The sequence below is a fragment of the Pseudomonas sp. LH1G9 genome (assembly GCF_002949975.1).
Classification (GTDB): domain Bacteria; phylum Pseudomonadota; class Gammaproteobacteria; order Pseudomonadales; family Pseudomonadaceae; genus Aquipseudomonas; species Aquipseudomonas veronii.
In genome coordinates, this window is sequence record NZ_CP026880.1 from 758734 (window position 1) to 784955 (window position 26222).

Sequence of the window (26222 nt, forward strand, 5' to 3'; positions counted from 1 at the left end):
CGGGGCGCAGGAAACGCTATCCAAGCGCCATCAGTCGTGCTTTTTCATCAGGTGCGAGGCGATGTTCAGCGACAACGGCTGGCGCATCCGCCGCCGGCTGCGGCGCCATAACCACACGCCGAACCACAGCACCAGCAGGCCGCCCACCAACAGCATCGCCGAGCCACCGGGGCTGGCATTCAGTTCGCCCAGCGCCGGGGAATGCCCCGACAAGCCCGCGCCACCGGCGACCGCCAGCAGCACACCTATGATCGCCAGCAGCGCGGCAATGCCGGCTACCAGGCGCAGACGCCAGTTGCTCGGGCCCTTGGGGCGCAAGCGACGAGCATCAAAACCATCGGATATCTTCATTCCGACCTTTCCTCCAGGGTATCGGCCCTTCGACCGGAAGATACACAGGTTGTTCCGGCGCCAGAGGTAATTGCAGCAAATGACAGGCATTTGCGGATGAGCGGGGCCTCGAATCGGCCGCACCGCTCATTTCGGGGCAATCAGATCAGGTCTTTGGTCAAGGCGAGGGTGGCGAAGTTGTCGGCCATGATGGCCATTTCGGTTTGTTGCACATGCTCGGCACTCAGGACACCGCCCTTGTAAGGCAGGTCGCGGGTGGCGCAGGCGTCTTCCACCAGGGTGCAGCGAAAGCCCAGGTTCTTGGCGGCGCGCACGGTGGTGCTGACGCTGGAGTGGCTCATGAAGCCGCAGACGATCAGGTCCAGGGAGCCGAGGTCCTGCAGGTGTTTTTCCAGGCCGGTGCCGTGGAACGCGCTGGGCAGCAGTTTACCGATGATGGTTTCGTTACCCATTGGCTCCAGGCCGGGAATGAATTCGCCGCGCTCGCCTTGTGGGTCAAACAGGCCGCCGACGGTGCCCAGGTGGCGCACATGCACGATCGGGCGACCGGCGTTGCGCGCCGCAGCGACCAGTTGCTTGATATTGCCCACCGCCGCATCCATGCCCGCGAGGGCGAGTGGACCGCTGAGGTATTCCTTCTGGGCGTCGATGATCACGAGGGTCGCATGGCTGAGATTGGCCGCTGCATAACCTCGACCGCTGATTTGAAACATCGTCTTTGGAACGGACATTCTGGGGGCTCCTGTGAGGGGGGCTTTTGCGCCATTGTCCACTGGCTGAGCGGTTCTGTGAATCGCTTCCATCGTAAGCTACGCCGTTGCTGGCGTGCAGCCGTGTCAAGCGGTGCGGTTGTTTGACGCAATGATGGCAAATTGGATGAAATCCGACATACGGTTGAGGCTCTTCGCACGTCGTCGCTACAGACGAAGGCTGTTAGAATCGCCAGTCGTTTTTTCCAGGAGTCTGCCCCCGTGATCACTTCCCGCCTGCGCACCTTGCGCGACCATATCCGTTGGGCTGTCAGCCGTTTCCATGGGGAAGAGCTGTTTTTCGGGCACGGTACCGACAACGCCTGGGACGACGCCCGGCAATTGGTGCTCGGCGCCTTGCATCTGCCCTGGGAAATTGCCGACAGCTACCTGGATTGCAACCTGGAAGAAGAGGAAGTTTCCCACTTGCAACGGCTGCTGCACCGTCGCATTCATGAGCGGGTGCCGACAGCCTACTTGATTGGCGAAGCCTGGTTCTGCGGCATGTCGTTTATCGTCGACGAGCGCGTGCTGATCCCGCGTTCACCGATCAGCGAACTCATCGAAAGCCGCTTCGAACCCTGGCTGGCCCAGCCGCCGGCACGCATTCTCGACCTGTGTACCGGCTCCGGTTGCATCGGCATCGCCTGTGCCTACGAGTTCCAGGACGCCGAAGTGGTGTTGGGTGACGTGTCGTTCGAAGCGTTGGAAGTGGCCAATCAGAACATCGAGCGCCATGGCGTCGACGAGCGTGTGTATACCGTACAGGGCGACGGTTTTGACGGGCTGCCGGGCCAGCGCTTCGACTTGATCGTGTCGAACCCGCCGTATGTGGACGCCGAAGACTTCGCCGACATGCCGGACGAGTACCAGCACGAACCGGAACTGGGCCTGGCCTGCGGCGACGATGGCTTGAACCTGGTCCGGCGGATGCTCGCCGAAGCGGCGGACCACCTGACCGAGAAGGGCTTGTTGATCGTCGAAGTGGGTAACAGCCAGGTGCATGTCGAGGCGCTGTACCCGGAAGTCGACTTCGCCTGGCTGGAGTTCCAGCGCGGCGGGCACGGTGTGTTCATGCTCACGGCCGAGCAGTGCCGCAACCATCAGGCGGTATTCGCCGCCCGGGTTTAATCGACCGCTCTGACGTGTGGGAGGGGGCTTGCCCCCGATGAGGGCGTGTCAGTCACTGAATGCATTGACTGATGCACCGCTATCGGGAGCAAGCCCGCTCCCACATCACCGATGGGTGGCAATCCAGATCAACAACCCCGCCTGAAACACGGTAAACGCCACCAGACAGGTGATGGTGAAGCGTAGCCCGCTGTCCTCACGCTTGAACTTGGTGACCTTTTCTTCTTCCTTGCGCAGCTTCACTTCCTGCTCCGTCAGGTTCTGCTCGGCCTGTTGCAGCATTTGCGCGGCTTCGAGGATTTCCACGAACTGCACTTTCTCGGTGTTCCAGCTATCGAGCACGTCGCTGACCTTGCCGGGCTGCACGTTGCCCTTCAGATGCTGCACGTCGGCGTAGGCCACATCAAAGCCCTGGATACGCAGGAAGTGATCGCGGCGCAGGCGTGTGGCTTCGTTGAGGGCGTCCTTGTTGGCCAGGTCCACCCCGTCGACGCGGTAGTGCGACCACTTCTTCTTCGCCCACGCGGCGCCCTGGGCCACCAGGAAACGGCCGATGCCACGGTTGGCCGGTTCGATTTCCAGGCTGTTGCCCGGGCCGAAATGCACACGGTGTTTAGCGTGATCGACCCAGATATCCAGGTGATTCTGCTCGCGGCGCACCCGTTGGCCCGGCAACTGGATGACCATGCGCAACAGGCTGTGATGGTGGTCGTGGCGTTCGACATAGCCAAATTGCACAAACCGCAAGGGGCGTACCCCGGTGGAGCGGTCGGTGGGCAGGGGCGCCAGGCGCAGCATTTTGAAATGTTCGGCCTGTACGTCCGCCCACGGCAGGGGCGCCGCGTCGACGACCTCGGTGTGTTCCGCCGGGGTGTCGGCGGTAGGTTCTGGTGTTGCTTCGGTGTTAGTCATGCGGCGCGATCCTGTCCTAGCCCAGCCAGTCGACAGGCTTTTTGCTGTCGACTTTCGGCTTATCGGCCGTTTTTCCCAGTACTGGAGGCAATTAGTCGGTTAACGGGGCTGAAGTCCGTCGATAAAGCCAACCAGGCAGGTTTCCAGCTCGGCGGCGAGGGGCAATCGCGGGTCGTTGTAGGACGCCAACTGTTGCTTCACCTCCTTGGGCACGATACGCATCACATGGTTCATGCCTTCGATCACCGTCAGCTCGGCATCGGGCTTGGCGTTCTTCAATTGCCGCGCATCGCCCACACCCACCTGGATATCGTTGGTGCCCTGGATGATCAGCGCGGGCATGTGCAGTCTGGCAAAGGCGGCCGACGGGTCGGCGCGAAACAGGCTGATCAGATACGGTTGCACACTGGGTCGGAAAATCCCTTCAAGCGGGCCAGGCACATCGGTATCCACTTGGCCGGCCTTGAGGTGATCGAGGATTTCATTGCTGCGCAACTGCAGGGCCGGGGGCAGGTGACCGGCCAGTTGCTGGCGGATCACCTGGTCGACCGGGCGGGCACTGCCCGACAGGGAAATCACCCCGGCCGGGTCGAGTTGCGGTGCCGCCAGGGCTGCCACCAGCGCGCCTTCGCTATGGCCCAGCACGATCAGCGGGCCCATGCGCTTGTCGGCCTTGAGCAGCTTGCCCCAGGCCACAGCGTCGGCCACGTAGGCGTCGAGGGTCAGGTCGCGTTCATCGGGCGTGGCGGCCAGGCTGGCCGCCACGCCGCGCTTGTCATAGCGCACGCTGGCGATGTTATGCCGGGCCAGCACCCAGGCCAGGCGCTTGAGGCTGTCGTTGCGCGCGCCGTCGGCACTGTTGCCGTTGCGGTCGGTCGGGCCGGAGCCGGCAATGATCAGCACCACCGGCACCGGTTTGTCGGACTGCGGCAGCAGCAGCGAGCCGAACAGCTCGCCGCTGCCGGTGTCGAGGCTGATGGGCCGTTGCAACACCACGGAGGACGCGGCATGGGCTACGGCAGTGAACAGGGTGAGGGTAAACAGCAAAACTCGAAGCATCATCGGGCCATTATTCAGGAGGTGCCGGTTCGACCAACGTCTACCGGTAAGGTTTCGAGGATGAACTAGTCGGTTGGCCCGCGTATACTGGTGCGCTTGGTTATCACCGCTGAGTGATTACAACTGATTTCACGGAGCGCCCTGCATGTCCGGCAATACCTTCGGCAAGCTGTTCACTGTCACCACCGCGGGCGAAAGCCATGGCCCGGCGTTGGTCGCCATTGTCGACGGCTGCCCGCCCGGCCTCGAGCTGTCCCTGGAAGACCTGCAGTGTGACCTCGACCGCCGCAAGCCCGGCACCAGCCGCCACACCACCCAGCGCCAGGAACCCGATGAAGTCGAGATCCTCTCCGGTGTGTTCGAAGGTCGCACCACCGGCTGCGCCATCGGCCTGTTGATCCGCAACACCGACCAGAAGTCCAAGGACTACTCGGCGATCAAGGACCTGTTCCGCCCGGCCCACGCCGACTACACCTACCACCACAAATACGGCGAGCGCGACTACCGTGGCGGCGGCCGCAGCTCGGCCCGCGAAACCGCAATGCGCGTGGCTGCCGGGGCCATCGCCAAGAAATACCTGGCGACCCAGGACATCGTCGTCCGTGGCTACATGAGCCAGCTGGGCCCGATCGAAATCCCGTTCAAGACTTGGGACAGCGTCGACGACAACGCCTTTTTCAGCCCGGACCCGGACAAAGTGCCGGAGCTGGAAGCCTATATGGACCAGTTGCGCCGCGACCAGGATTCGGTCGGGGCGAAAATCACCGTGGTCGCCGAGGGCGTGAAACCGGGTCTCGGCGAGCCGATCTTCGACCGTCTGGACGCTGAGCTGGCCCACGCGCTGATGAGCATCAACGCCGTCAAAGGCGTGGAAATCGGCGCCGGGTTCGCCTGCGTGTCCCAGCGCGGCACCGAGCACCGCGACGAACTGACCCCGCAGGGTTTCCTCAGTAACAATGCAGGCGGCATCCTCGGCGGTATTTCCTCCGGCCAGCCGATCGTTGCGCACCTGGCGCTCAAGGCCACGTCGAGCATCACCACCCCGGGCCGTTCGATCGATGTACACGGCAACCCGGTGGACGTGATCACCAAGGGCCGTCACGACCCGTGCGTCGGCATCCGCGCCACGCCGATCGCCGAAGCGATGATGGCGATCGTGTTGATGGACCACCTGCTGCGCAACCGTGGGCAAAACGCCGATGTGCGCGTGAGTACTCCGGTACTGGGCCAGTTGTGACGGTGTGTGGCGCGCGAGCTTGCTCGCGCCTTGCCGCAAAGCGGCCTCTTGCATGACTCCAGCACTTCCGTACTGGCGACTCTCCAGCTTCTACCTCTTCTACTTCGCCCTGCTGGGGGCCACGGCGCCGTTCCTGGCGCTGTACTTCGATCACCTGGGGTTCTCCAGCGCGCGTATCGGCGAACTGGTGGCCATCCCCATGCTGATGCGCTGCGTGGCCCCCAATCTGTGGGGCTGGCTGGGCGACTATACCGGCCGGCGCCTGGCCATCGTGCGTGTGGGCGCACTGTGTACGCTGGTGAGTTTTGCGTTGATTTTCGTCAGCAAGACCTATGCCTGGCTGGCCCTGGTCATGGCCCTGCATGCGTTTTTCTGGCATGCGGTGCTGCCGCAGTTTGAAGTGATCACCCTGGCCCATCTGCATAAGCAGACCTCGCGCTATAGCCAGATCCGCCTGTGGGGCTCCATCGGCTTCATCCTCACGGTGGTGATCATGGGCCGCCTGTTCGACTGGCTGAGCCTGGATATCTACCCGGTGGTGGTCGTGGTGATCATGGCCGGGATCATCGGTGCCAGCCTGTGGGTGCCGAATGCGCAGCCGGCGAACCACGGCCCCCGCCTGGCCGGCGAGGGCTTCCTCAAGCAGTTGCGCAGCCCCGGTGTCCTGGCGTTTTACGCCTGCGTGGCGTTGATGCAAATGAGCCATGGCCCGTATTACACCTTTCTCACCCTGCACCTGGAACACTTGGGCTACAGCCGTGGCGTGATCGGCATGCTGTGGGCCCTTGGGGTGGTGGCGGAAGTGTTGATGTTCCTGGGCATGAGCCGCATCCTCACGCGTTTCTCGGTGCGCCGGGTGCTGCTGGCGAGCTTCCTGTTGGCGGCGCTGCGCTGGTTGTTGCTGGGCGCGTTCGCGGAATTTTTCTGGGTGCTGCTGCTGGCGCAGGTGATGCACGCGGCTACCTTCGGCAGTTTTCATGCGGCGGCGATTGCCTTTGTGCAGCGCAGCTTCGGCGCCCGCCAGCAAGGTCAGGGCCAGGCGTTATACGCGGCCTTGGCCGGCACCGGCGGCGCGCTTGGCGCGCTGTACGCCGGTTACAGCTGGAACCTGTTGGGGCCGGCCCTGACCTTCAGTATCGCCAGCGTCGCGGCCCTGGCCGCCGCCCTTATCATCGGTTTTCGATTGCACGAGCAGAACCAAGGAACCGTCCTATGAGTTATGTAGCCGTTTACCACGTCGCCACACCGGATACACCGAACAAAGTCCTGACCCACTTCGACGATATCGCGTCGACCCTGGCCGAGCATGGCGTGCGATTCGAGCGCTGGCAGCCCGCCGTTATTGAAAAAAGCGCGGACGACGCCACCATGATCGCGGCGTACCAGCCACGCATCGACGCCCTCGGCTACGCCTGCGTCGAGGTGCTGCATGCCCCCGGCGATCCTGCGCAGAAGGCGGCATTGCGCGATCAGTTCCTTGCCGAACGGCGTTACAGCGAAGATGAAGCGCGCTTTTTCATCGCCGGCCAAGGCCTGTTTGCCTTGCACATTGGTGACTATGTGTACGGCGTGCGCTGTGAAAAAAATGACCTGCTGCTGATCCCGGCCGGCATGCCCCATTGGTTCGATATGGGCGAGCACCCACATTTTGTGACGCTGCGCCTGTCCCATGCGGCAGGCGGCGGGGTGCCTGAATTCAGCGGGGACGATATCGCCGCTGGTTTCCCTGGGTTGGATGACTAGGCTTAATCGACTTGAATCTTCAACCCCGACGAGTTGGAAGTTGTTGTGGGAAGAAGCTTATTTATCTGTAAGGCCTGGCTGTTTATCGCCGGCCTTACGCTTTGACGCGCTCCATTATGTAACTCTCTCCGGTCTTAATGTTTGTATCGCCTGTCAATAGGAGGAATCCGAAAGGCGATAAGCATCAGCCAACAATAAGGAGAGAAAGCGATGAGTGATCCAGAGGCGTCAGGTGCGCCGTTGAGCGTGCCCACCGATGTCAGAAAACGCTTGGCCCTGTCCGGCAAGCCCCTGACTCCGACCGAATTGGAGATCTTGCGCTGGGCCTCCGAAGGCAAGACCATCTGGGAAATCAGCCGGATTCGTGAAACGTCCCAAGCCGCGGTGAAATTCCACCTGCGTAACATCTATGGCAAGTTGCAAGTCAGCAATCGTGTACAAGCGATGAATGAAGCCGCCCGATTGGGCCTGTCCTGAACCCATGAAAAAGGGCCGCGACGCTGGATGGCGTCGCGGCCCTTTTTTGTGTGTCTTAGGCCGAATGGTAAGTCGGCAGGGCAAAGCGGTTCTGGCTCTGCAGCATGGAAATCTGCGGCAGTTCGCTGGCTTGTTCGGCCAGGTCGCGGCGAATGGCGCTGATCACCCAGGTGAGTTGATCGGCTGTGTGCAGTTGCTGGTAGGAAATCGAGCGCTTGACCTGCTTGCCTTCGCTGTTGCGCAGGGTCAGCAGGATACCGCCGTCCGGCCGTGGCTGAGTGGTGACGTCGTATTGGGAGAATACTGAGGCGAATTTATCTTGGATCAGGCTCATGTCTATCAGCTCCGTTGGCTCAAGTTGGCAAGCATGGAGTGATAGGTGCAGTGATTGTGCCATCTCACGATTTTATATAAAGTCTTTAAAAATCAATAACTTGTAAAAAGTCAGGATTTTTGATTTCGTGCAAATTGCATGAATGGCCATCATGCATCCTGCATTTTGCGCTACTCGATCCGGCCGGGCGGGCGCCTCGTCACTGATAGGGACTGCCGATGTGTCGCAAAATTCCCTGTGGGGCGGTTGCGGCTTCGGGATACAAAACATTTCAAATCCCGCGTGTACAGCCGAAGAACCGCTGGCGTATTTTCCCCTGAGCATTTGGCTTCCTGCCTACAAAAAATGCCGGAGTTTCTGGCCCCGACGAAGAATAAGAAAAAGGACGTTCCTCCATGCGCCATCCGCAAAACGACATGATTACCTGGAGCATGCTGCTGCGTAAGGTGCCCGCCATCGTCCGCGCCTTGCCACGGGTGGTCCGCGGCATGCGTGCCGCGAATGTCACCGACCCCGCGCAACCCTGTGGCCTGGGCTGGCATTTTGAGCAAGCCACTCTGCGCAACCCTGACGGCGCGGCGTTGTTGTACGGCGACAGCGTGCTCAGTTACCGCGATGCCAACCAGCGTGCGAACCGCATCGCCCACCACCTGCGGAGCCAGGGCATCCGCAAAGGCGATGTGGTGGCGCTGTTTATTGAAAATCGCCCCGAATTGCTGCTCAACGTGCTGGCCGTGGCCAAGCTGGGCGGCATCTGCGCCATGCTCAATACCTCGCAAACCCAGGCGGCGCTGGTACACAGCCTGAATCTGGTCAACCCGGTGGCGATTGTGGTGGGAGCGGAGTTGGTGGAGGCCTACACAGCGGTGCGCGATCAAGTGGTGATCGCGGCCGATCGCACCTGGTTTGTCGCGGATCAACCCAGCAGCGCGGTGCCTGCCGGCTATGTCGACCTGATGGCGGCCAGCGCCGAGTGCGCGCTGGACAACCCGGCCAGTTCCCGGCAGATCTTTTTCAACGACCCGTGCTTCTATATCTATACCTCCGGCACCACGGGCTTGCCCAAGGCCGGCATCATGAAACATGGCCGCTGGACCAAAACCGCGGTCAGCTTCGCCAGCATCGCCCTCGACATGGGCCCCGCCGACGTCATGTATTGCACCTTGCCGCTGTACCACGCCACCGGCCTTTGCGTGTGCTGGGGCTCGGCGATCGTCGGCGCGTCGGGGTTCGCGATTCGCCGCAAATTCAGCGCCAGCCAGTTCTGGGGCGATGTGCGCAAGTTCAACGCGACCACCCTGGGTTATGTCGGTGAGCTGTGCCGTTACCTGCTCGACCAGCCGGCCAGCGCCCAAGACCGTGACAACCGGGTGATCAAGATGGTCGGCAATGGCCTGCGGCCCGGTGTATGGGCGCAGTTCAAGCAACGCTTTGGCGTCGAGCATATCTGTGAGCTGTATGCCGCGAGTGACGGCAATATCGGCTTCACCAATGTGTTGAATTTCGACAACACCATCGGCTTCTGCCTGCAGCGCTGGGCGCTGGTGGACTACGCCCACGACAACGGTGAGCCGCTGCGTGGCGCCGATGGTTTCATGCGCAAGGTGCAAACGGGCGGGGAGGGCCTGTTGCTGGCGAGGATCGATGAAAAGGCCCCGTTCGACGGTTACACCGACCCGGAAAAGAACCGCAAGGTGGTGCTGACCGACGTGTTCGAAAAGGGCGACCGCTACTTCAATACCGGCGATTTGCTGCGCAGCATCGGTTTCGGCCATGCGCAATTTGTCGATCGCCTGGGCGACACCTATCGCTGGAAAGGCGAAAACGTTTCCACCACCGAGGTCGAGAACATCCTGCTGCAACACCCGCAGATCGCCGAAGTGGTGGCCTACGGTGTCGAGATCGAAAACACCAATGGCCGCGCCGGCATGGTCGCCATCACCCCCAGCGAATCCCTGGCCGCCCTGGATATGCGCGAGTTGCTGCAGTTCGCTCATGGCCAGTTGCCGCACTATGCGGTGCCGCTGTTCCTGCGGATCAAGATGAAGATGGAGACAACGGGCACGTTCAAATACCAGAAAGTGCGGCTCAAGGAAGAAGCGTTCGACCCGGCCAAGGCCGGCAACGACCCGGTCTACGCCTGGCTGCCCGGTTCGGATTGCTATGTGCCGGTCACCGGGCAATTGTTGGCGCAGATCCAGGGCGGACAGTTCCGCTATTGATTCTGCCTATGGTGGCTGTTGACAAAAAAAACATGACAGTGGGGAACTCCCTCGCGACACTGGGCGCCTACTCTTCAGTACCCGAAGCCGTACCCGACAAGGAGCCCCCACATGTCAGACCATGCCAAACAAATGACCGAAGACGAAGCCGCCGAATTTGCCGAGCAGGTCTTCGACGTCGCGCGCAGAGGCGATGCCGCCTTGCTTGCCGCGCTGCTGGCCAAGGGCTTGCCAGCCAACCTGCGTAACCACAATGGCGACACCTTGCTGATGCTGGCCGCCTATCACGGCCACGCCGACGCGGTCAAAGTGCTGCTGGAGTTCAAGGCCGACCCACAGATCGCCAACGACAAGCATCAACTGCCGATCGCCGGCGCGGCGTTCAAGGGCAACTTGCCCGTGGTCAAGGCGCTGATCGAAGGCGGCGCGCCGGTTGACGCGTCGTCCTCCGACGGCCGCACGGCATTGATGATGGCCGCGATGTTCAACCGCGTCGAAATGGTCGACTACCTGCTCAGCCAGGGCGCCAACCCCAAGACTGCCGACGCCCAGGGCGCCACGGCATTGGCCGCGGCACAGACCATGGGTGCGGTGGATACGGCGGCGCAGTTGCAGAAACTGGTGTAGGCTACGCGCCCTCGAAAACCCGCCCGCCACAGGACCCCTTCATGAAAAACGCCCTCGTCGAACTCATCCGTAAAATCAGCGCCGGCGTCATGGGCGACGACGAGGTGGCGCGCATCGCCGAGGAAGCGGCGCAGGCCTACGCCGACCCGGTGGCCTTTCTGGCGGCGAACCCGGACATCAACTACGACGATACTTTCCCGATTCCGCTGGGCGAGTGGGTGGTGGTCGGCAGCCTGCCGGACACGGTGCTGTTCCAGGCCGACACCTATGGCGACCTGTTTGCGCAGATCGTCGCCTCGTTCGGCCCCGGCGTGGCGTTCAACCTCAAGCCCAAGCAACTGGCCAAGACCGAAGCCCTCACCGCGCTCAATCGCATCCAGATCCAGATGAGTGCGCTCAGCCCGCAAGACGGTGGTTATGTGTTGCTGAACTTCAGCCAGCCGCTGGATGACGAGATCCAGGCCGTGCTGGTGTTCGGCAACGACCTGCCGCGCGTGCTGGAACTGTGCGCCGAAGTCGGCATCCACGGCGAACCGTCCCTGGAAGCCCTGCGGGTCGCGGTCCACGTCTGAAATAAAACGGAACCCCGGCCAGGGCTGGCTATCCTACAAGGGCATGCCCTCACTTAGGAGCGACACCATGGGTTCCACTTTCAACGGTCTGGTCGGGCTGATCATCCTCGCGCTGGATATCTGGGCGATCATCAATGTGTTCAAAAGCGGCGCGAGCACCGGTGCCAAGGTGTTGTGGATTCTGTTGATCCTGCTGCTGCCGGTCCTGGGCCTGATCATCTGGGCGATTGCCGGGCCGCGGGGCAACGTGCGGTTCTGAGCTCCAGCTTCACTCAAGCTGAAGCGGGCACGGAAAATGTGGGAGGGGGCTTGCCCCCTCCCACAATGGTTTCAGCAAATGCCTTGATATTGTGTGTCGAAATATTCGCTGTACGAAATTTTCACATCTCATCCAAGACAATTCGCCGGCTTTATCTCCCTGCAACGGCTCTATCTCAAGCACCGCCAGTTGCAGGTTTGCGGCACGCGTTCAGTAATTAATGGCGTTGCCGGCAGTGATCGGGCACCATTTGCGCCATCGCGTTTACCGCCTACCCCAGCCAGCCTGGGCGAGGGCCGGACGCCACTGCACTCTTTTTCGCAACTTAAACCTCCAATGGGTCCTGAAACGACATGGCTAACCCGGACGCCCTGAATCAGCAGCGAGCTTCTAATCGCCTGCTGCAACCGACCGTCAAATCCCATCTGGCATACACGCTGCTTTGTGCACTGGTCATGATGGTGATGTTCTCCCTGCTGCGCCTGGCGCTGCTGGCCTACAACCGCGAGATGATCCTCGATACACCGGCCTCGACCTTCCTGGAAGCGTTCGCCAACGGCCTGCGCCTGGACATTCGCCTGGTGGTGTACCTGACGATCCCCTTGCTGCTGTCACTGTTCAGCGTGCGGGCCATGGCCGCGCGGGGGTTCTTCCGTTTCTGGCTGACCCTTGCCTCCAGCATCGCGCTGTTCCTGGGCCTGATGGAGATGGACTTCTACCGCGAATTCCACCAGCGCCTCAACGGCCTGGTCTTCCAGTACGTGAAGGAAGACCCGAAAACCGTGATGAGCATGCTCTGGTACGGTTTCCCGGTGGTGCGCTACCTGCTGGCCTGGGCCGTCGGCACGCTGATCCTGAGCGTGGCCTTCAAGGGCGCCGACCGGGCGACGCGCCCACGCGGCCCGTTCAGCGGCGGCAGTATCGGCACCCGCCAGGTGGCGCCGTGGTATTCGCGCATCGCGGTGTTTGTGGTGTGCCTGCTGGTCGCCGTGGTCGCCGCTCGCGGCACCCTGCGCCAGGGCCCGCCGCTGCGTTGGGGTGACGTCTACACCACCGACTCGAACTTCGCCAACCAATTGGGCCTCAATGGCACGTTGTCGTTGATCGCCGCGGCCAAGTCGCGCTTCTCCGAAGAACGCACCAACATCTGGAAGGCTACCCTGGAACAACCACTGGCCACCCAGACCGTGCGCGACATGCTGGTGTTGCCGCAAGAGAAGCTGGTGGATACCGACACCGCCGCCGTGCGCCGTGATTTCACGCCACCGGCCGAGAAAACCCTGCCGATCAAGAACGTCGTGGTGATCCTGATGGAGAGCTTCGCCGGTCACTCGGTGGGCGCCCTGGGGCGTCCGGGCAATATCACGCCGTACTTCGACAAACTGTCCAAGGAAGGCCTGCTGTTCGACCGCTTCTTCTCCAACGGCACCCACACCCACCAGGGTATGTTTGCCACCATGGCGTGCTTCCCGAACCTGCCGGGTTTCGAATACCTGATGCAGACCCCGGAAGGCAGCCACAAGCTGTCGGGCCTGCCGCAGCTGCTCAGTGCGCGCAAGTTTGACGACGTGTATGTCTACAACGGCGATTTCGCCTGGGACAACCAGTCGGGTTTCTTCAGCAACCAGGGCATGACCAACTTCATCGGCCGCAACGACTTTGTCGACCCGGTGTTCTCCGACCCGACCTGGGGCGTGTCCGACCAGGACATGTTCAACCGTGGCCTGGAAGAACTGAAAGCGCGTGAAGGCGGCAAGCCGTTCTACGCCCTGCTGCAAACCCTGTCCAACCACACGCCGTATGCCTTGCCGACCCCGTTGCCGGTGGAGAAAGTCACCGACCGTGGCAGCCTCAACGAGCATTTGACGGCGATGCGCTACTCCGACTGGGCCCTCGGCCAGTTCTTTGAAAAGGCCCGCAAGGAGCCGTACTTCAAGGAAACCCTGTTCGTGATCGTGGGCGACCACGGTTTCGGCAACGAGCAGCAGATCACCGAGATGGACCTGGGCCGCTTCAACGTGCCGATGCTGATGATTGCTCCGGGCATGCAAGAGAAGTTCGGCGTGCGTGACCACACCGTGGGCACCCAGATCGACATCGTGCCGACCATCATGGGCCGTCTGGGTGGCGACACCCTGCACCAGTGCTGGGGGCGTGACCTGCTCAACCTGCCGGAAGGCGACAAGGGCTTCGGCGTGATCAAGCCTTCGGGCAGCGATCAGACCGTGGCGCTGATCACCGGCGACCGCGTGCTGGTATTGCCTAAGGAAATGCCACCGAAGCTGTGGGAATACGAACTGGGCGCCGAGCCGACCGGTAAAGTGATCGCGGAATCGCCGGACGAGGCAGGGCTGAAACAGAAGCTCGAATCGTTCCTGCAGACCGCGACCAAAAGTTTGCTGGATAACACCGCCGGTGTTGTCGATGGCAAGCCGGACTGATTGACCGGCAATAAAAAAGAGGCCTTCATGAAGGCCTCTTTTTTTGCCCGGCGTTTATATCTTGCCGAGTAACAACAGCACCAGCAGCACCACCAGGACTACGCCGAGAATACCCGACGGACCATAACCCCAGCTACGGGAGTGCGGAAACACTGGCAAACCGCCGACCAACAGGAGAATCAGGATGATGATTAAAATGAGGCTCATAATTGTATTTCCTTATAGGCCTTCTGCAAGGACCGGTTGTTTAAAGTTAGGCCCGTGGGTTTAATCGCGGACGCCTTAATAACTCCGACTGTGCCGCTTCGCAGAAAATTCCGTGTTTTTTTAAAGCATTTCGAAGACCTGCTTATTTCTTTTAATGCGTCGCTGAATGCCTGCGCTTAGTTGAAAAAGATTGAACTTAGGGCGTGCCGTGGTATCCGACCCGGCCCGTGGTTTGCTCGGGGCATTCATCAATTGGATGGTGCGTGGGTGTAGGAAAAACCTTCGCTACACTGCCGATCACTTCTTCTGTGAACCACAAGGCTATTTTCCTATGCAAAATCGCATGATGATCACCGGTGCCGGGTCCGGCCTGGGTCGCGAAATCGCGCTGCGCTGGGCCCGCGAGGGTTGGCAGTTGGCCTTGTCGGATGTCAGCGAGCCAGGCTTGCAAGAGACTCTCAGGTTGGTGCGCGAGGCGGGTGGCGATGGCTTTGTCCAGCGCTGCGATGTGCGCGACTACAGCCAGCTCACCGCCTTTGCCCAGGCCTGCGAGGTCAAGCTGGGCGGGATCGATGTGATCGTCAACAATGCCGGCGTGGCCTCCGGCGGGTTCTTCGCGGAACTGTCGCTGGAAGACTGGGACTGGCAGATCGCAATCAACCTGATGGGCGTGGTCAAGGGCTGCAAGGCCTTTCTGCCGCTGCTGGAAAAGAGCAAGGGCCGCATCATCAACATCGCCTCGATGGCGGCGCTGATGCAAGGGCCGGCGATGAGCAACTACAACGTGGCCAAGGCGGGCGTGGTGGCGTTGTCGGAGAGCCTGCTGGTGGAACTCAAACAACAGGAAATCGGGGTTCACGTGGTGTGCCCGTCGTTCTTCCAGACCAACCTGTTGGACTCGTTCCGTGGGCCGACCCCGGCGATGAAGGCGCAGGTGGGCAAGCTGCTGGAAAGCTCGCCGATCTCGGCGGCGGATATCGCCGATTACATCTATCAGCGGGTGGCCGAGGGCGAGTTCATGATCCTGCCCCACGAGCAAGGGCGGATGGCTTGGGCGTTGAAGCAGAAAAACCCGCAGTTGCTGTATGACGAGATGACCGTGATGGCCGACAAAATGCGCGCCAAGGCCCAGGCGATTAAAGGCTGAGTGGGGCACTGTCGTAAATCTCGGAGCGGGGCTCGGCGCAAAAAAACATGTGGTCTGTCAGGCAAGTTACCTACTGTTGTAGGTGGTGCCTGATTTGACCGCAAGCCGTTGCTGAGCATCACCCAAGCGCGCAAGGTCGGGGTCCTGTCACTCGAAAAGGACAACCGCCATGCTGGTCTTAAGCCGCACCGTAGGCGAAATCATTTCCATCGGCGATGACATCGCCTTGCACATCCTCGAACTCAACGGTTCCCAGGTGAAGTTCGGGGTTCAAGCCCCGGCCGAGGTGTCGGTCCACCGCGCCGAGGTGTACCAGAAGATCGTCGAACGCCAGGACACCGCCAGCCATCCGCTGCCCAATCCCTGAACTGCACCTTCAGTCGAACAGGTGCTTGGGCACATCGTGCTTGAGCATCAACTGGCATTGCTCGCTGTCGGGGTCGAAGACGATCAATGCCTGGCCCTTGGTCAGTGCCTGGCGCACGCGCAGTACGCGGGTTTCCAGGGGCGTGTCGTCGCCATTGTCGGTGCCGTCGCGGGTCACGAAGTCTTCGATGAGGCGGGTCAGGGTGTCGACTTCAAGTGCGTCGTAGGGAATCAGCATACAAGCCTCTGGGGTTAAGTCCCGGCGATGCTACTGCGCCGGGACCGTTGTTGCCAGTGTCAGGACTTCTGGCCGACCAGGCTGTCCACCGACGGCACGCGGGTATCGCTCTCCATCTGGGTCTCGTGTTCGATCTGATGACTGAACCGATCCAGTGACCCTTGCGCCGGTTGCGCGTCGCTGGCGAACACCGGCGGGCTGAGAATGTAAGCGCTCAACAACCGGCTGAGGGCCGCGAGGCTGTCGATGTGGGTGCGCTCGTAGCCGTGGGTCGCATCGCACCCGAACGCCAGCAGGGCGGTGCGGATGTCGTGGCCGGCGGTGACCGCCGAGTGCGCGTCGCTGAAGTAATAACGAAACAGATCGCGGCGCACCGGCAGGTCGTTATCCGCCGCCAGGCGCAGCAGGTGGCGCGACAGGTGATAGTCATACGGCCCGCCGGAATCCTGCATCGCCACACTGACCGCGTGTTCGCTGGAGTGCTGGCCGGGGGCGACCGGGGCGATGTCGATGCCGACGAACTCACTGACGTCCCAGGGCAGGGCGGCGGCCGCGCCACTGCCGGTTTCCTCGGTGATGGTGAACAGCGGGTGACAGTCGATCAGCAAGGGTTCGCCGCTGTCGATGATCGCCTTGAGGGCGGCGAGCAGCGCGGCGACACCGGCTTTGTCGTCGAGGTGACGCGCGCTGATATGCCCGCTCTCGGTGAACTCGGGCAGCGGGTCGAACGCCACATAGTCACCGATGCCGATCCCCAGGGAATCGCAATCGGCGCGGGTGGCGCAGTACGCGTCCAGGCGCAGTTCGACATGGTCCCAGCTCACCGGCATTTCATCCACGGCGGTGTTGAACGCATGCCCGGAAGCCATCAGCGGCAACACGCTGCCACGGATCACGCCGTTGTCGGTGAACAGGCTGACGCGGCTGCCCTCGGCGAAGCGGCTCGACCAGCAGCCCACCGGAGCGAGGGTCAGGCGACCGTTGTCCTTGATCGCGCGCACGGCGGCGCCGATGGTGTCCAGGTGCGCCGACACTGCGCGGTCGGGGCTGTTTTTCTGGCCCTTGAGGGTGGCGCGGATGGTGCCGCGGCGCGTCATTTCAAAGGGGATGCCCAGTTCTTCCAGGCGTTCGGCGACATAGCGCACGATGGTGTCGGTAAACCCGGTCGGGCTGGGAATGGCGAGCATTTCCAGCAGCACTTTTTGCAGGTAGTTGAGGTCCGGTTCGGGGAGGGTTCGGGTCATGGAAACTCCTGATGGGTTGAGGGCATCGATGGTTTCGATGAGGGTGGAGCGGCGCCGGCCCAGGCAATACTTCGTTCAGGCGCTGGGCTGACTGTGCGGAAACAACAAATCGACAAACCGTTCTGCCGTTGGCTGCGGTTCATGATTGGCCAGCCCGGCCCGTTCGTTGGCTTCGATAAACACGTACTCCGGTTGATCGGCGGCCGACACCATCAGGTCGAGGCCGACCATCGGGATGTCGAGGGCACGCGCGGCGCGCACGGCGGCGTCGACCAGCGTCGGATGGAGGATGCCGGTGACGTCTTCCAGGCAGCCGCCGGTGTGCAGGTTGGCGGTGCGGCGCACGGCCAATTGCGCGCCACGGGGCAGGATGCTGGAGTAGTCATGACCGGCCGCGTGCAGGGTGCGTTCGGTTTCGGCGTCCAGCGGGATTTTGCTTTCGCCGTCGGTGGCGGCCTGGCGCCGGCGGCTTTGCGCCTCGATCAGGGCGCGGATGGAATGCTGGCCGTCGCCGACCACTTCGGCCGGGCGGCGGATCGCCGCGGCGACCACCTCGAAGCCGATCACCAGGATGCGCAGGTCCAGGCCTTCGTGGAAGCTTTCGAGCAAGACCCGGCTGTCGAACTGACGCGCTGCTTCAATCGCCTGTTGCACCTCTTCGATGGTCTGCAGGTCCACCGCCACGCCCTGGCCCTGTTCACCATCCAGCGGTTTGACCACGATGCGCTGGTGTTGGTCGAGGAACTCCAGGTTGTCGTCGGCGCTGCCCGCCCGCTGTTGCGCCGGCAGTTTCAATCCGGCGCCCTTGAGCACCTTGTGGGTCAGGCTTTTGTCCTGGCACAGGGTCATGCTGATGGCGCTGGTCAGGTCGCTCAACGATTCACGGCAGCGCACGCGGCGCCCGCCATGGCTGAGGGTGAACAGGCCGGCATCGGCGTCGTCTACCTGCACGTCGATGCCGCGGCGATGGGCTTCTTCGACGATGATCCGCGCGTAGGGGTTGAACCCCGCCTGCGGGCCCGGGCCGAGGAACAGCGGCTGGTTGATGCCGTTCTTGCGCTTGATCGCAAAGGTGGCCAGGGCGCGAAAGCCGAGCTTGGCGTAGAGGCTCTTGGCCTGGCGGTTGTCGTGCAGCACCGACAGGTCCAGGTAGCTCAGGCCACGGCTCATGAAGTGTTCCACCAGGTGGCGCACCAGCACTTCGCCAACGCCTGGGCGCGTGCAGTGCGGGTCGACCGCCAGGCACCACAGGCTGCAACCGTGTTCCGGGTCGTGGAAGGCTTTTTGATGGTTGAGGCCCATCACGCTGCCGATCACCGCGCCGCTGTGTTCGTCCTCGGCCAGCCAATACACCGGGCCGCCCGCGTGGCGGGGCGTCAGGCGCTCGGCGTCGACCGGCAGCATGCCGCGTCCCTGGTAGAGCTGGTTGACCGCCTGCCAATCGGCCGCGGTCTGGACGCGGCGAATACGGAAGCCACGAAACACGCGGGTCGACGGACGATAGTCAGAGAACCACAGGCGCAAGGTGTCGGACGGGTCGAGGAACAGTTGCTGCGGATCGATCCCGAGGATCTGCTGGGGCGCCGCCACGTACAGTGCGATGTCGCGCTCGCCGGCCTGCTCGTTGAGCAGTTCCTCGGCCAGGCTGGCCGGGTCGGGAAACGTGTGGCCGATCAACAACCGGCCCCAGCCGCAATGCACCGCGATCGGCTCGGCGGCCAGTGGGCTGCCGTCTTCGGCCAGGCGCGCTTGCAGGCGCTCGTAGGTCGGCGCCTGGCCTTTGAGCAAGCGTTGGCTGTAAGCCGCTGCGAGAGGTTTCATCGATCAGATTCCTTGTTCGCTGAGCCACAGGTTCAGCGCCGCCAGTTGCCACAGCTTGGAGCCGCGCAGCGGGGTGAGTTGACCGTGTGGGTCGGTGAGCAAGCGGTCGAGCATGGCCGGATTGAACAGGCCGCGGTCCTGGCTCGGGTCCAGCAGCAACTCGCGGACCCAGTTCAGGGTATCGCCCTGCAAATGCTTGAGGCCGGGCACCGGGAAGTAACCTTTCTTGCGGTCGATGACTTCACTCGGGATGACCCGACGCGCCGCCTCTTTGAGGACCTGCTTGCCGCCATCGGGCAATTTGAATTTGCCCGGTACGCGGGCCGACAGTTCCACCAGGCGGTAGTCGAGAAACGGTGTGCGCGCTTCCAGGCCCCAGGCCATGGTCATGTTGTCGACGCGCTTGACCGGGTCGTCGACCAGCATCACCGTGCTGTCCAGGCGCAGCGCCTTGTCCACGGCCGCGTCCGCGCCCGGCATTGCGAAATGCTCGCGCACGAAGTCGCCGGCGGCGTCATTGGCGGTCAGCCATTTCGGCGCGACGGTGGCTGCGTAGTCGTCATGGCTGCGGTCGAAAAACGCTTCGCGGTACGCCGCATACGGGTCGCTGGCGCCGTCCACCTGCGGGTACCAGTGGTAACCGGCGAACAGTTCATCGGCGCCCTGGCCGCTCTGCACCACTTTGCAGTGCTTGGCCACTTCCCGCGAGAGCAGGTAAAAGGCGATGCAGTCGTGGCTGACCATCGGCTCGCTCATGGCGCGGAACGCCGCCGGCAGTTGCTCGATGATCTCGCCCTCGGCGATGCGCAGTTGGTGGTGACGGGTGCCGTAGTGCTTGGCGATCAGGTCCGAGTATTGGAACTCGTCGCCGCGTTCGCCACCGGCGTCTTCAAAGCCGATGGAGAAGGTCGACAGGTCCTGCACGCCGACCTCGCGCAGCAAGCCGACGAGCAAGCTCGAATCGACGCCGCCGGACAGCAGCACGCCGACATCCACCGCGGCGCGTTGGCGGATGGCCACGGCTGCGCGGGTGCTGTCGAGTACGCGCTCGGTCCAGTCTTCGAGGGTCAGGTGCTGCTCATCCTCACGCGGCCCGTAAGGCAGGGTCCACCAGGTTTTCTGCTCGGTGTTGCCGTGGGCGTCGATACGCATCCAGCTGGCTGGCGGCAGTTTTTCGATGCCGGCCAGCAGCGTGCGCGGGGCGGGCACCACGGCGTGGAAGTTCAGGTAGTGGTTGAGCGCCACCGGATCGAGCACCGGGTTGATATCGCCGCCCTTGAGCAGGGCCGGCAATGTCGAGGCAAAGCGCAGGCGCTGGCCGGTGCGCGACAGGTACAAAGGCTTCACGCCGAGACGGTCACGGGCGATGAACAGACGCTGGGCATCGCGCTCCCAGATCGCAAACGCAAACATGCCGTTGAGCTTGGGCAGCAGAGCTTCGCCCCAGGCGTGATAGCCCTTGAGCAGCACTTCGGTGTCGCCGCCGGAATAGAAGGCGTAGCCCAGGGCTTCGAGCTCCTGGCGCAGTTCCGGGAAGTTATAGATCGCGCCGTTGAAGGCCAGGGACAACCCCAGCTGTGCATCGACCATCGGTTGGGCAGAACCGTCCGACAGGTCCATGATTTTCAGGCGTCGATGGCCCAGGGCAATCGGCCCCTGGGCATGGAAGCCCCAGGCGTCGGGGCCGCGTGGGGCCAAGTGATGGGTGATGTGCTCAATCGCAGCCAGGTCGGCAGGTTGGGCATCGAAACGTAGTTCTCCAGCTAATCCGCACATAAATTCCTTACCGGTTTTTCCGTTGGGGAGGGGTCAATACTCAATACGCCCAAAAGGCGCGTACCCAGAAACTGACACACGGCTATCAGTGGAGTTTTAGATCAATCTGTTATAAGGCAAACCGCCTTGACTGTTCGGACGTGAGCCTGCGCCGCGTGTGGCGGCGGATTTGCGGGTGGTAAATAGGCTTGGTGAATATACAAGTTTTGCGCGGTTTGCCGTTGTGGACCGGCTGTTTGAAGAGGGCCAACAGTGTGTCGCTCGGACGCTTGACCGCGCCGTTGTTATGACCCGCCGGTGCCGCGAATCAACGCGCGCACGGCGAATCGATTGGGGTGGCAGGCGTCGGCCACGCTTCTGGGCAGCGGCAGGGGTTCATCGTCCAGCCAGGCCGCCAGCAGTTCGGCGCACAGCGGCGCGGTCACCAGGCCGCGTGAGCCGTGGCCGCTGTTGATGTACACGCCGTCGAGCCACGGGCACTCGGCTTCGGGGGGCTGACGGGCGTCCTTGCGCAGCGCGGCGTAGGCCTGGTCGAAGAGGGCGCGATCGGCCAGCGGCCCGATAATCGGCAGGTAGTCCGGGCTGGTGCAGCGGAACCCGGCGCGCCCTTCGAGCTGATCGGCGGCCAGTGTGTCGGCGTTCAAGCGGTGGGCCAGGTCGACGGAGATTTCCTGCAGCATCTCCAGATTGCCGACATGCTCGGCGACTGTCGGCGTCAGGTCGTCACTCTTGAAGTCGAAGCTGGCGCCCAGGGTGTGCTCGCCGAGACGCGCCGGAGCTACGTAGCCCTCGGCACAGACCACGGTGGCCAGCGCCTGGCTGTCTGGGGTTTGCGCCAGGCGGGTGATTTGCCCGCGAATGCGCTTGAGGGGCAGCTCGGCGCTGAACGGGAACCGCTTGATCTCGGCCGCGCCGGCCAGTACCACCACCGTGGCGCTGGCCAGCAGGGTGTCGCCGGCCAGGGCTTGCCATTGCCCGTCGACTCGTTGCAACTCAAGCGCCTCGTGATGCGTCAGCACGTTGATCAACGGGTGCCGGGCTTGCCATTCGCATAAGGCCGGCGGGTGTACCCAGCCACCTTCGGGGAAAAACAGCCCGCCGTGTTCCAGCGCCACCCCGGCGCGCGCTTGAGCCTGGGCCTGGTCCAACGGCTGCAGCAGGCCGGGCGCAAACGCCGCGGCCAGCTGTGCCTGGCGCTCGGCTTCCTTGGCGTTGAACGCCAGTTGCAACACGCCGCAACCGTCCCAGTCGACGCCCCGGTGCAGGTGTTCGAGCAGGCGCCGGGTGTGGCCGAACCCGCTCAAAATCAATTGCGAAAGGGCGGTGCCGTGGGCCGACAGCTTGAGGTACAGCACCCCTTGCGGGTTGCCCGAGGCTTCCTCGGCCAGGCGGGCATGGCGTTCCAGCAGGCTGACGTTCCAGCCGCGCGCGGCGAGGCTGGCCGCCGTGGTGCAGCCGGCCAGGCCGCCGCCGATCACCAGGGCGCTGCGTTCGCCGTGCAGCGGCGCCGGGCGGGCGAACCACGGTTTACCCGCGGCAGGCAACGGCGTCTCGGCCGGCCAGCCGAGGAATTCACCGCGCAGGATTTCCCATTTATGCCCGATGCCCGGCGTGCGCTTCATCTTGAACCCGGCGGCATTGATCAGGCGTCGTACCCAGCCGGTGCTGGTGAAGGTGCTGATGGTCGACCCCGGGGCCGCCAGGCGCGCCAGTTCGGCAAACAGCTCGGCGGTCCACATGTCGGGGTTCTTCGCCGGGGCGAAACCGTCGAGAAACCACGCGTCGATTTGCGCATCCAACTGCGGCAACTGCTCCAGCGCGTCGCCGATCAGCAGGGTCAAGGTCACGCGGCCGTTATCCAGCACCAGGCGCTGGAAGCCTGGGTGGATGGCGATGTACTGCGCCAGCAATTGCGCGGCGAACGGCTGCAGTTCCGGCCAGAGGAGTAGGGCGCGTTGCAGGTCGGCGTGGCTCAGCGGGTATTTTTCCACGCTGACAAAATGCAGGCGCGCGCCGGCCACCGCGTGTTGTTCGAACAACTGCCAGGCGCAGAGAAAATTCAGCCCGGTGCCGAACCCGGTTTCGCCGATCACCAGGCGCCCGCCCGCCGGCAAGGCGGCAAACCGTGCCTGCAAACGGTTCTGTTCGAGGAACACATAGCGCGTTTCTTCAAGGCCCGACTGGTCGGAAAAGTACACATCGTCGAAGACCCGCGAATGCGGGCGACCTTGGTCATCCCAGTCGAGCTGGGCGTGGGTTACAGGGTTCATGGGCGACTCGGCAAAGGCAAGGTGGCCATTCTAGCCGATCAACCGGCAATGAATTGACCCACGGCAAGCGCACGTGGAATTTCCTCCCGCGTGTTGCTGCTCAATCCGCTAGTCTTGAGCGATCTTGAAACGGAGCTGCTCATGTTCGAATCCGCTGAAATCGGTCATGCCATCGACAAAGACACTTACGACACCGAAGTACCGGCCCTGCGCGAAGCCTTGCTGGAAGTGCAGTTCGAGCTGCAACAGCAGAAACGTTTCCCGGTGATCATCCTGATCAACGGCGTCGAAGGTGCCGGCAAGGGCGAGACGGTCAAACTGCTCAACGAATGGATGGACCCGCGTCTGATCGAAGTGCGTACCTTCGACCAGCAGACCGACGAAGAACTGGCCCACCCGCCTGCCTGGCGTTACTGGCGGCAGTTGCCCGCAAAAGGTCGCATGGGGGTGTTCTTCGGCAACTGGTACAGCCAGATGCTGCAGAGCCGGGTGCAGGGCGAAATCAAGGACGCCCGGCTCGACCAGGGCATCGCCGGCGCCGAACGCCTGGAGAAGATGTTCTGCGACGAAGGCGCGGTGATCTTCAAGTTCTGGTTTCACCTGTCCAAGAAACAGATGAAGGCGCGGCTCAAGGCCCTGGCCGACGACCCGCTGCACAGTTGGCGGATCAGCCCGCTGGACTGGCAGCAGTCCAAGACCTACGACAAGTTCGTTCACTTCGGCGAACGTATGCTGCGTCGCACCAGCCGCGACTACGCGCCCTGGCATGTGATCGAAGGGGTCGACAGCAATTACCGCAGTCTCACCGTCGGCAAGATTCTGCTCGAGGGCCTGCAAAACGCCCTGAGACAACCCAAGGGCAAAGTCAGCGGGATGAACCCGGCGCCGTTGCCGGCGGCCGTGGACCAAGTGAGCCTGCTCAACAGTCTCGACATGACCCTGAGCCTGGAAAAAGAAGACTACGAAGAGCAGTTGATCACCGAGCAGGCGCGTCTTTCCGGCCTGATGCGGGATAAGCGCATGCGCAAGCACGCGTTGATCACGGTATTCGAAGGCAACGATGCGGCCGGCAAAGGGGGCGCGATCCGCCGGGTCGCCGCAGCCCTCGACCCTCGTCAGTACCGCATCGTGCCGATCGCCGCGCCCACCGAAGACGAGCGCGCCCAGCCTTACCTGTGGCGTTTCTGGCGGCAGATTCCGGCACGGGGCATGTTCACCGTGTTTGACCGCTCCTGGTACGGCCGTGTGCTGGTGGAGCGCATCGAAGGCTTCTGCACCCCGATGGACTCGATGCGCGCCTATGGCGAGATCAATGATTTCGAAGAGCAACTGCGCGATGCCGGAGTGATCGTGGTCAAGTTCTGGCTGGCCATCGACAAGCAGACCCAACTGGAGCGCTTCCAGGCCCGTGAAGCGATCCCGTTCAAACGCTTCAAGATCACCGACGACGACTGGCGCAACCGCGAGAAGTGGGACGAATACCGTGCCGCCGTGGGCGATATGGTCGACCGCACCAGCACCGAGGTCTCGCCGTGGACCCTGGTCGAAGCCAATGACAAGCGCTGGGCGCGGGTCAAGGTGTTGCGCACTATCAACCTGGCGTTGGAGGAGGCGTTCGCCCAGTCCGACAAGCACGACCAGAAAGGCAAGAAGAAGTAGGCCTATAGGCGGGGTGAATGATCATCGCGGTTGGGCGGGCCTGGATTTATTCTCGAGTGCTCTCCCAACAACGACAAGATCGAGGTAGCCCCATGCGTGAAGTAGTGATCGTCGACAGCGTGCGAACCGGCCTGGCCAAGTCCTTTCGCGGCAAGTTCAACCAGACCCGACCGGATGATATGGCGGCCCATTGCGTCAACGCGCTGCTGACACGCAACGGCATCGACCCGGCCACGGTGGAAGATTGCATCGTCGGCGCGGGCTCCAACGAGGGCGCCCAGGGCTACAACATCGGGCGCAACGTCGCGGTGCTGTCGCAACTGGGCACCGGCACGGCGGGGATGACCCTCAACCGTTTCTGTTCCTCGGGCTTGCAGGCGATTGCCATCGCGGCCAACCAGATCGCCTCGGGCTGCAGCGATATCATTGTCGCCGGCGGCGTCGAGTCCATCAGCCTGACCATGAAGAGCGTCAACACCGACAACCTTATCAACCCGTTGCTCAAAGCGCAGGTGCCGGGCCTCTATTTTCCCATGGGCCAGACCGCCGAAATCGTTGCGCGCCGCTATCACGTCAGCCGCGAGGACCAGGACCGGTATGCCCTGCAAAGCCAGCAGCGCACCGCCCAGGCCCAGGCCGATGGCTTGTTCAACGATGAAATCGTGCCGATGGCGGTCAAGTACGCCGTCGAGGACAAGAACAGCGGCGCCGTGCAGGTGCTCGACGGTGTGGTCGAGCGCGACGACTGCAACCGCCCCGACACCACCCTGGCCAGTCTCCAGGGCTTGAAGCCGGTGTTTGCCGAAGACGGCTCGGTGACCGCGGGCAACTCTTCGCAATTGTCCGACGGCGCCTCGATGACCCTGGTGATGAGCCTGGAAAAAGCCCTGGCCCTGGGGCTCAAGCCCAAGGCGTTTTTCCGTGGCTTTGCCGTGGCTGGCTGCGAGCCCGATGAGATGGGCATCGGCCCGGTGTTCTCGGTGCCCAAGTTGCTCAAGGCCAAGGGCTTGCAGGTGGCGGATATCGACCTGTGGGAACTCAACGAGGCGTTCGCCTCCCAGTGCCTGTATGCGCGCGACCGCCTGGAAATCGACAATGCCAAATACAACGTCAACGGCGGCTCGATCTCCATCGGCCACCCGTTCGGCATGACCGGCTCGCGGCAAGTCGGGCACCTGGTGCGTGAGTTGCAGCGGCGTAATCTGCGTTACGGCATCGTCACTATGTGCGTGGGCGGCGGCATGGGGGCGACCGGGCTGTTCGAAGCTGTGCGCTGAGCCCACTGTGGGGGCAGGCCGGCTCCCGCACTTGTACAGTGCCGTATCCCAATCCGTGTACTTGCCCCTAGAATGCCGGTTCCACTTCCTCTGGCTTCTGGGG

At 62.7% G+C, this 26222-nt stretch carries 25 protein-coding genes; 14 read left to right on the top strand and 11 right to left on the bottom strand.

All coding sequences use genetic code 11. The features are described from left to right. Positions 1–30 precede the first annotated feature (30 nt). Both C5F70_RS03560 and C5F70_RS03565 read right to left on the bottom strand, forming a co-directional pair. A complete protein-coding gene (locus tag C5F70_RS03560; RefSeq protein WP_046382569.1) occupies positions 31–351 on the bottom strand; it encodes a hypothetical protein in 321 nt (106 codons plus the stop codon). A 140-nt stretch (positions 352–491) separates the two neighbouring features. After that, positions 492–1082 (bottom strand): cysteine hydrolase family protein, encoded by a 591-nt coding sequence (locus C5F70_RS03565; protein ID WP_026139885.1) that lies wholly within the window; start codon positions 1080–1082, stop codon positions 492–494. Between the two features lie 240 nt (positions 1083–1322). Here C5F70_RS03565 and prmB point away from each other — a divergent pair, with 240 nt between their 5' ends. Beyond that, positions 1323–2231, top strand: coding sequence for a 50S ribosomal protein L3 N(5)-glutamine methyltransferase (gene prmB, locus C5F70_RS03570; RefSeq protein WP_057003896.1), 909 nt, complete (start codon positions 1323–1325; stop codon positions 2229–2231). A 105-nt stretch (positions 2232–2336) separates the two neighbouring features. On the opposite strand, the gene C5F70_RS03575 is transcribed toward prmB, so the two are convergent. Together C5F70_RS03575 and C5F70_RS03580 are read right to left on the bottom strand one after the other, a co-directional pair. Next, the gene (locus tag C5F70_RS03575; protein WP_017845844.1) at positions 2337–3143 is read right to left on the bottom strand and encodes a hypothetical protein; all 807 of its coding nucleotides are present in this window, start codon (positions 3141–3143) and stop codon (positions 2337–2339) included. Between the two features lie 99 nt (positions 3144–3242). Continuing rightward, entirely contained in the window at positions 3243–4205 is a 963-nt protein-coding gene (locus tag C5F70_RS03580) for an alpha/beta hydrolase (protein WP_104902732.1), read from the bottom strand. Positions 4206–4347: 142 nt separating this feature from the next. Here C5F70_RS03580 and aroC point away from each other — a divergent pair, with 142 nt between their 5' ends. From aroC to C5F70_RS03600, 4 genes are all read left to right on the top strand, one after another. Beyond that, the gene (gene aroC, locus C5F70_RS03585) at positions 4348–5439 is read left to right on the top strand and encodes a chorismate synthase (RefSeq protein WP_104902733.1); all 1092 of its coding nucleotides are present in this window, start codon (positions 4348–4350) and stop codon (positions 5437–5439) included. A gap of 52 nt (positions 5440–5491) precedes the next feature. Next, on the top strand, positions 5492–6655 hold the full coding sequence (locus C5F70_RS03590) for an MFS transporter (protein WP_017845847.1): 1164 nt from the start codon (positions 5492–5494) through the stop codon (positions 6653–6655). Then, entirely contained in the window at positions 6652–7182 is a 531-nt protein-coding gene (locus C5F70_RS03595) for an acireductone dioxygenase (protein WP_104902734.1), read from the top strand. Before C5F70_RS03590 ends, C5F70_RS03595 begins: the two co-directional genes overlap by 4 nt. A 210-nt stretch (positions 7183–7392) precedes the next feature. After that, positions 7393–7659, top strand: a complete 267-nt coding sequence (locus tag C5F70_RS03600) for a response regulator transcription factor (RefSeq protein ID WP_017845849.1) — start codon at positions 7393–7395, stop codon at positions 7657–7659. A 55-nt stretch (positions 7660–7714) separates the two neighbouring features. Here the strand turns inward: C5F70_RS03600 and C5F70_RS03605 are convergent, their stop codons facing one another. Then, positions 7715–7993, bottom strand: coding sequence for a DUF3509 domain-containing protein (locus tag C5F70_RS03605; protein WP_016970113.1), 279 nt, complete (start codon positions 7991–7993; stop codon positions 7715–7717). A gap of 395 nt (positions 7994–8388) precedes the next feature. Here C5F70_RS03605 and C5F70_RS03610 point away from each other — a divergent pair, with 395 nt between their 5' ends. From C5F70_RS03610 to C5F70_RS03630, 5 genes are all read left to right on the top strand, one after another. Then, on the top strand, positions 8389–10215 hold the full coding sequence (locus C5F70_RS03610; RefSeq protein ID WP_104902735.1) for a long-chain-acyl-CoA synthetase: 1827 nt from the start codon (positions 8389–8391) through the stop codon (positions 10213–10215). Between the two features lie 111 nt (positions 10216–10326). Next, entirely contained in the window at positions 10327–10842 is a 516-nt protein-coding gene (locus tag C5F70_RS03615; protein ID WP_017845853.1) for an ankyrin repeat domain-containing protein, read from the top strand. 41 nt (positions 10843–10883) lie between these two features. Next, on the top strand, positions 10884–11414 hold the full coding sequence (locus C5F70_RS03620) for a hypothetical protein (protein ID WP_046483965.1): 531 nt from the start codon (positions 10884–10886) through the stop codon (positions 11412–11414). 67 nt (positions 11415–11481) lie between these two features. Continuing rightward, positions 11482–11673: a PLDc N-terminal domain-containing protein gene (locus tag C5F70_RS03625; protein WP_010567448.1), complete on the top strand. Its 192-nt coding sequence runs from the start codon at positions 11482–11484 to the stop codon at positions 11671–11673. Between the two features lie 353 nt (positions 11674–12026). After that, positions 12027–14114: an LTA synthase family protein gene (locus C5F70_RS03630; protein ID WP_046483963.1), complete on the top strand. Its 2088-nt coding sequence runs from the start codon at positions 12027–12029 to the stop codon at positions 14112–14114. Positions 14115–14168: 54 nt separating this feature from the next. Here the strand turns inward: C5F70_RS03630 and C5F70_RS03635 are convergent, their stop codons facing one another. Further along, entirely contained in the window at positions 14169–14321 is a 153-nt protein-coding gene (locus tag C5F70_RS03635) for a DUF3309 family protein (protein ID WP_010208879.1), read from the bottom strand. Positions 14322–14652: 331 nt separating this feature from the next. On the opposite strand from C5F70_RS03635, the gene C5F70_RS03640 reads away from it, so the two are divergent. Next, entirely contained in the window at positions 14653–15468 is an 816-nt protein-coding gene (locus tag C5F70_RS03640; protein ID WP_046382578.1) for an SDR family oxidoreductase, read from the top strand. Positions 15469–15637: 169 nt separating this feature from the next. Then, complete coding sequence (gene csrA / locus C5F70_RS03645) at positions 15638–15835, top strand: carbon storage regulator CsrA (protein ID WP_017845857.1); 198 nt, start codon at positions 15638–15640, stop codon at positions 15833–15835. Positions 15836–15844: 9 nt separating this feature from the next. Here the strand turns inward: csrA and C5F70_RS03650 are convergent, their stop codons facing one another. The 5 genes from C5F70_RS03650 to mnmC form a co-directional block, all read right to left on the bottom strand. Next, the gene (locus C5F70_RS03650) at positions 15845–16072 is read right to left on the bottom strand and encodes a YheU family protein (protein WP_003236706.1); all 228 of its coding nucleotides are present in this window, start codon (positions 16070–16072) and stop codon (positions 15845–15847) included. Between the two features lie 59 nt (positions 16073–16131). After that, positions 16132–17316, bottom strand: coding sequence for an osmoprotectant NAGGN system M42 family peptidase (locus tag C5F70_RS03655; protein WP_017845858.1), 1185 nt, complete (start codon positions 17314–17316; stop codon positions 16132–16134). A 75-nt stretch (positions 17317–17391) separates the two neighbouring features. Further along, complete coding sequence (gene ngg / locus C5F70_RS03660; RefSeq protein ID WP_046483957.1) at positions 17392–19137, bottom strand: N-acetylglutaminylglutamine synthetase; 1746 nt, start codon at positions 19135–19137, stop codon at positions 17392–17394. A 3-nt stretch (positions 19138–19140) separates the two neighbouring features. Then, positions 19141–20913 (bottom strand): N-acetylglutaminylglutamine amidotransferase, encoded by a 1773-nt coding sequence (locus C5F70_RS03665; protein ID WP_104902736.1) that lies wholly within the window; start codon positions 20911–20913, stop codon positions 19141–19143. Positions 20914–21197: 284 nt separating this feature from the next. Further along, on the bottom strand, positions 21198–23183 hold the full coding sequence (gene mnmC / locus C5F70_RS03670) for a bifunctional tRNA (5-methylaminomethyl-2-thiouridine)(34)-methyltransferase MnmD/FAD-dependent 5-carboxymethylaminomethyl-2-thiouridine(34) oxidoreductase MnmC (RefSeq protein WP_046382582.1): 1986 nt from the start codon (positions 23181–23183) through the stop codon (positions 21198–21200). 141 nt (positions 23184–23324) lie between these two features. On the opposite strand from mnmC, the gene pap reads away from it, so the two are divergent. Together pap and C5F70_RS03680 are read left to right on the top strand one after the other, a co-directional pair. Then, complete coding sequence (pap, locus tag C5F70_RS03675) at positions 23325–24842, top strand: polyphosphate:AMP phosphotransferase (RefSeq protein ID WP_017845862.1); 1518 nt, start codon at positions 23325–23327, stop codon at positions 24840–24842. 92 nt (positions 24843–24934) lie between these two features. Next, positions 24935–26119: a thiolase family protein gene (locus C5F70_RS03680; RefSeq protein ID WP_046483950.1), complete on the top strand. Its 1185-nt coding sequence runs from the start codon at positions 24935–24937 to the stop codon at positions 26117–26119. The last annotated feature ends 103 nt before the right edge of the window (positions 26120–26222 follow it).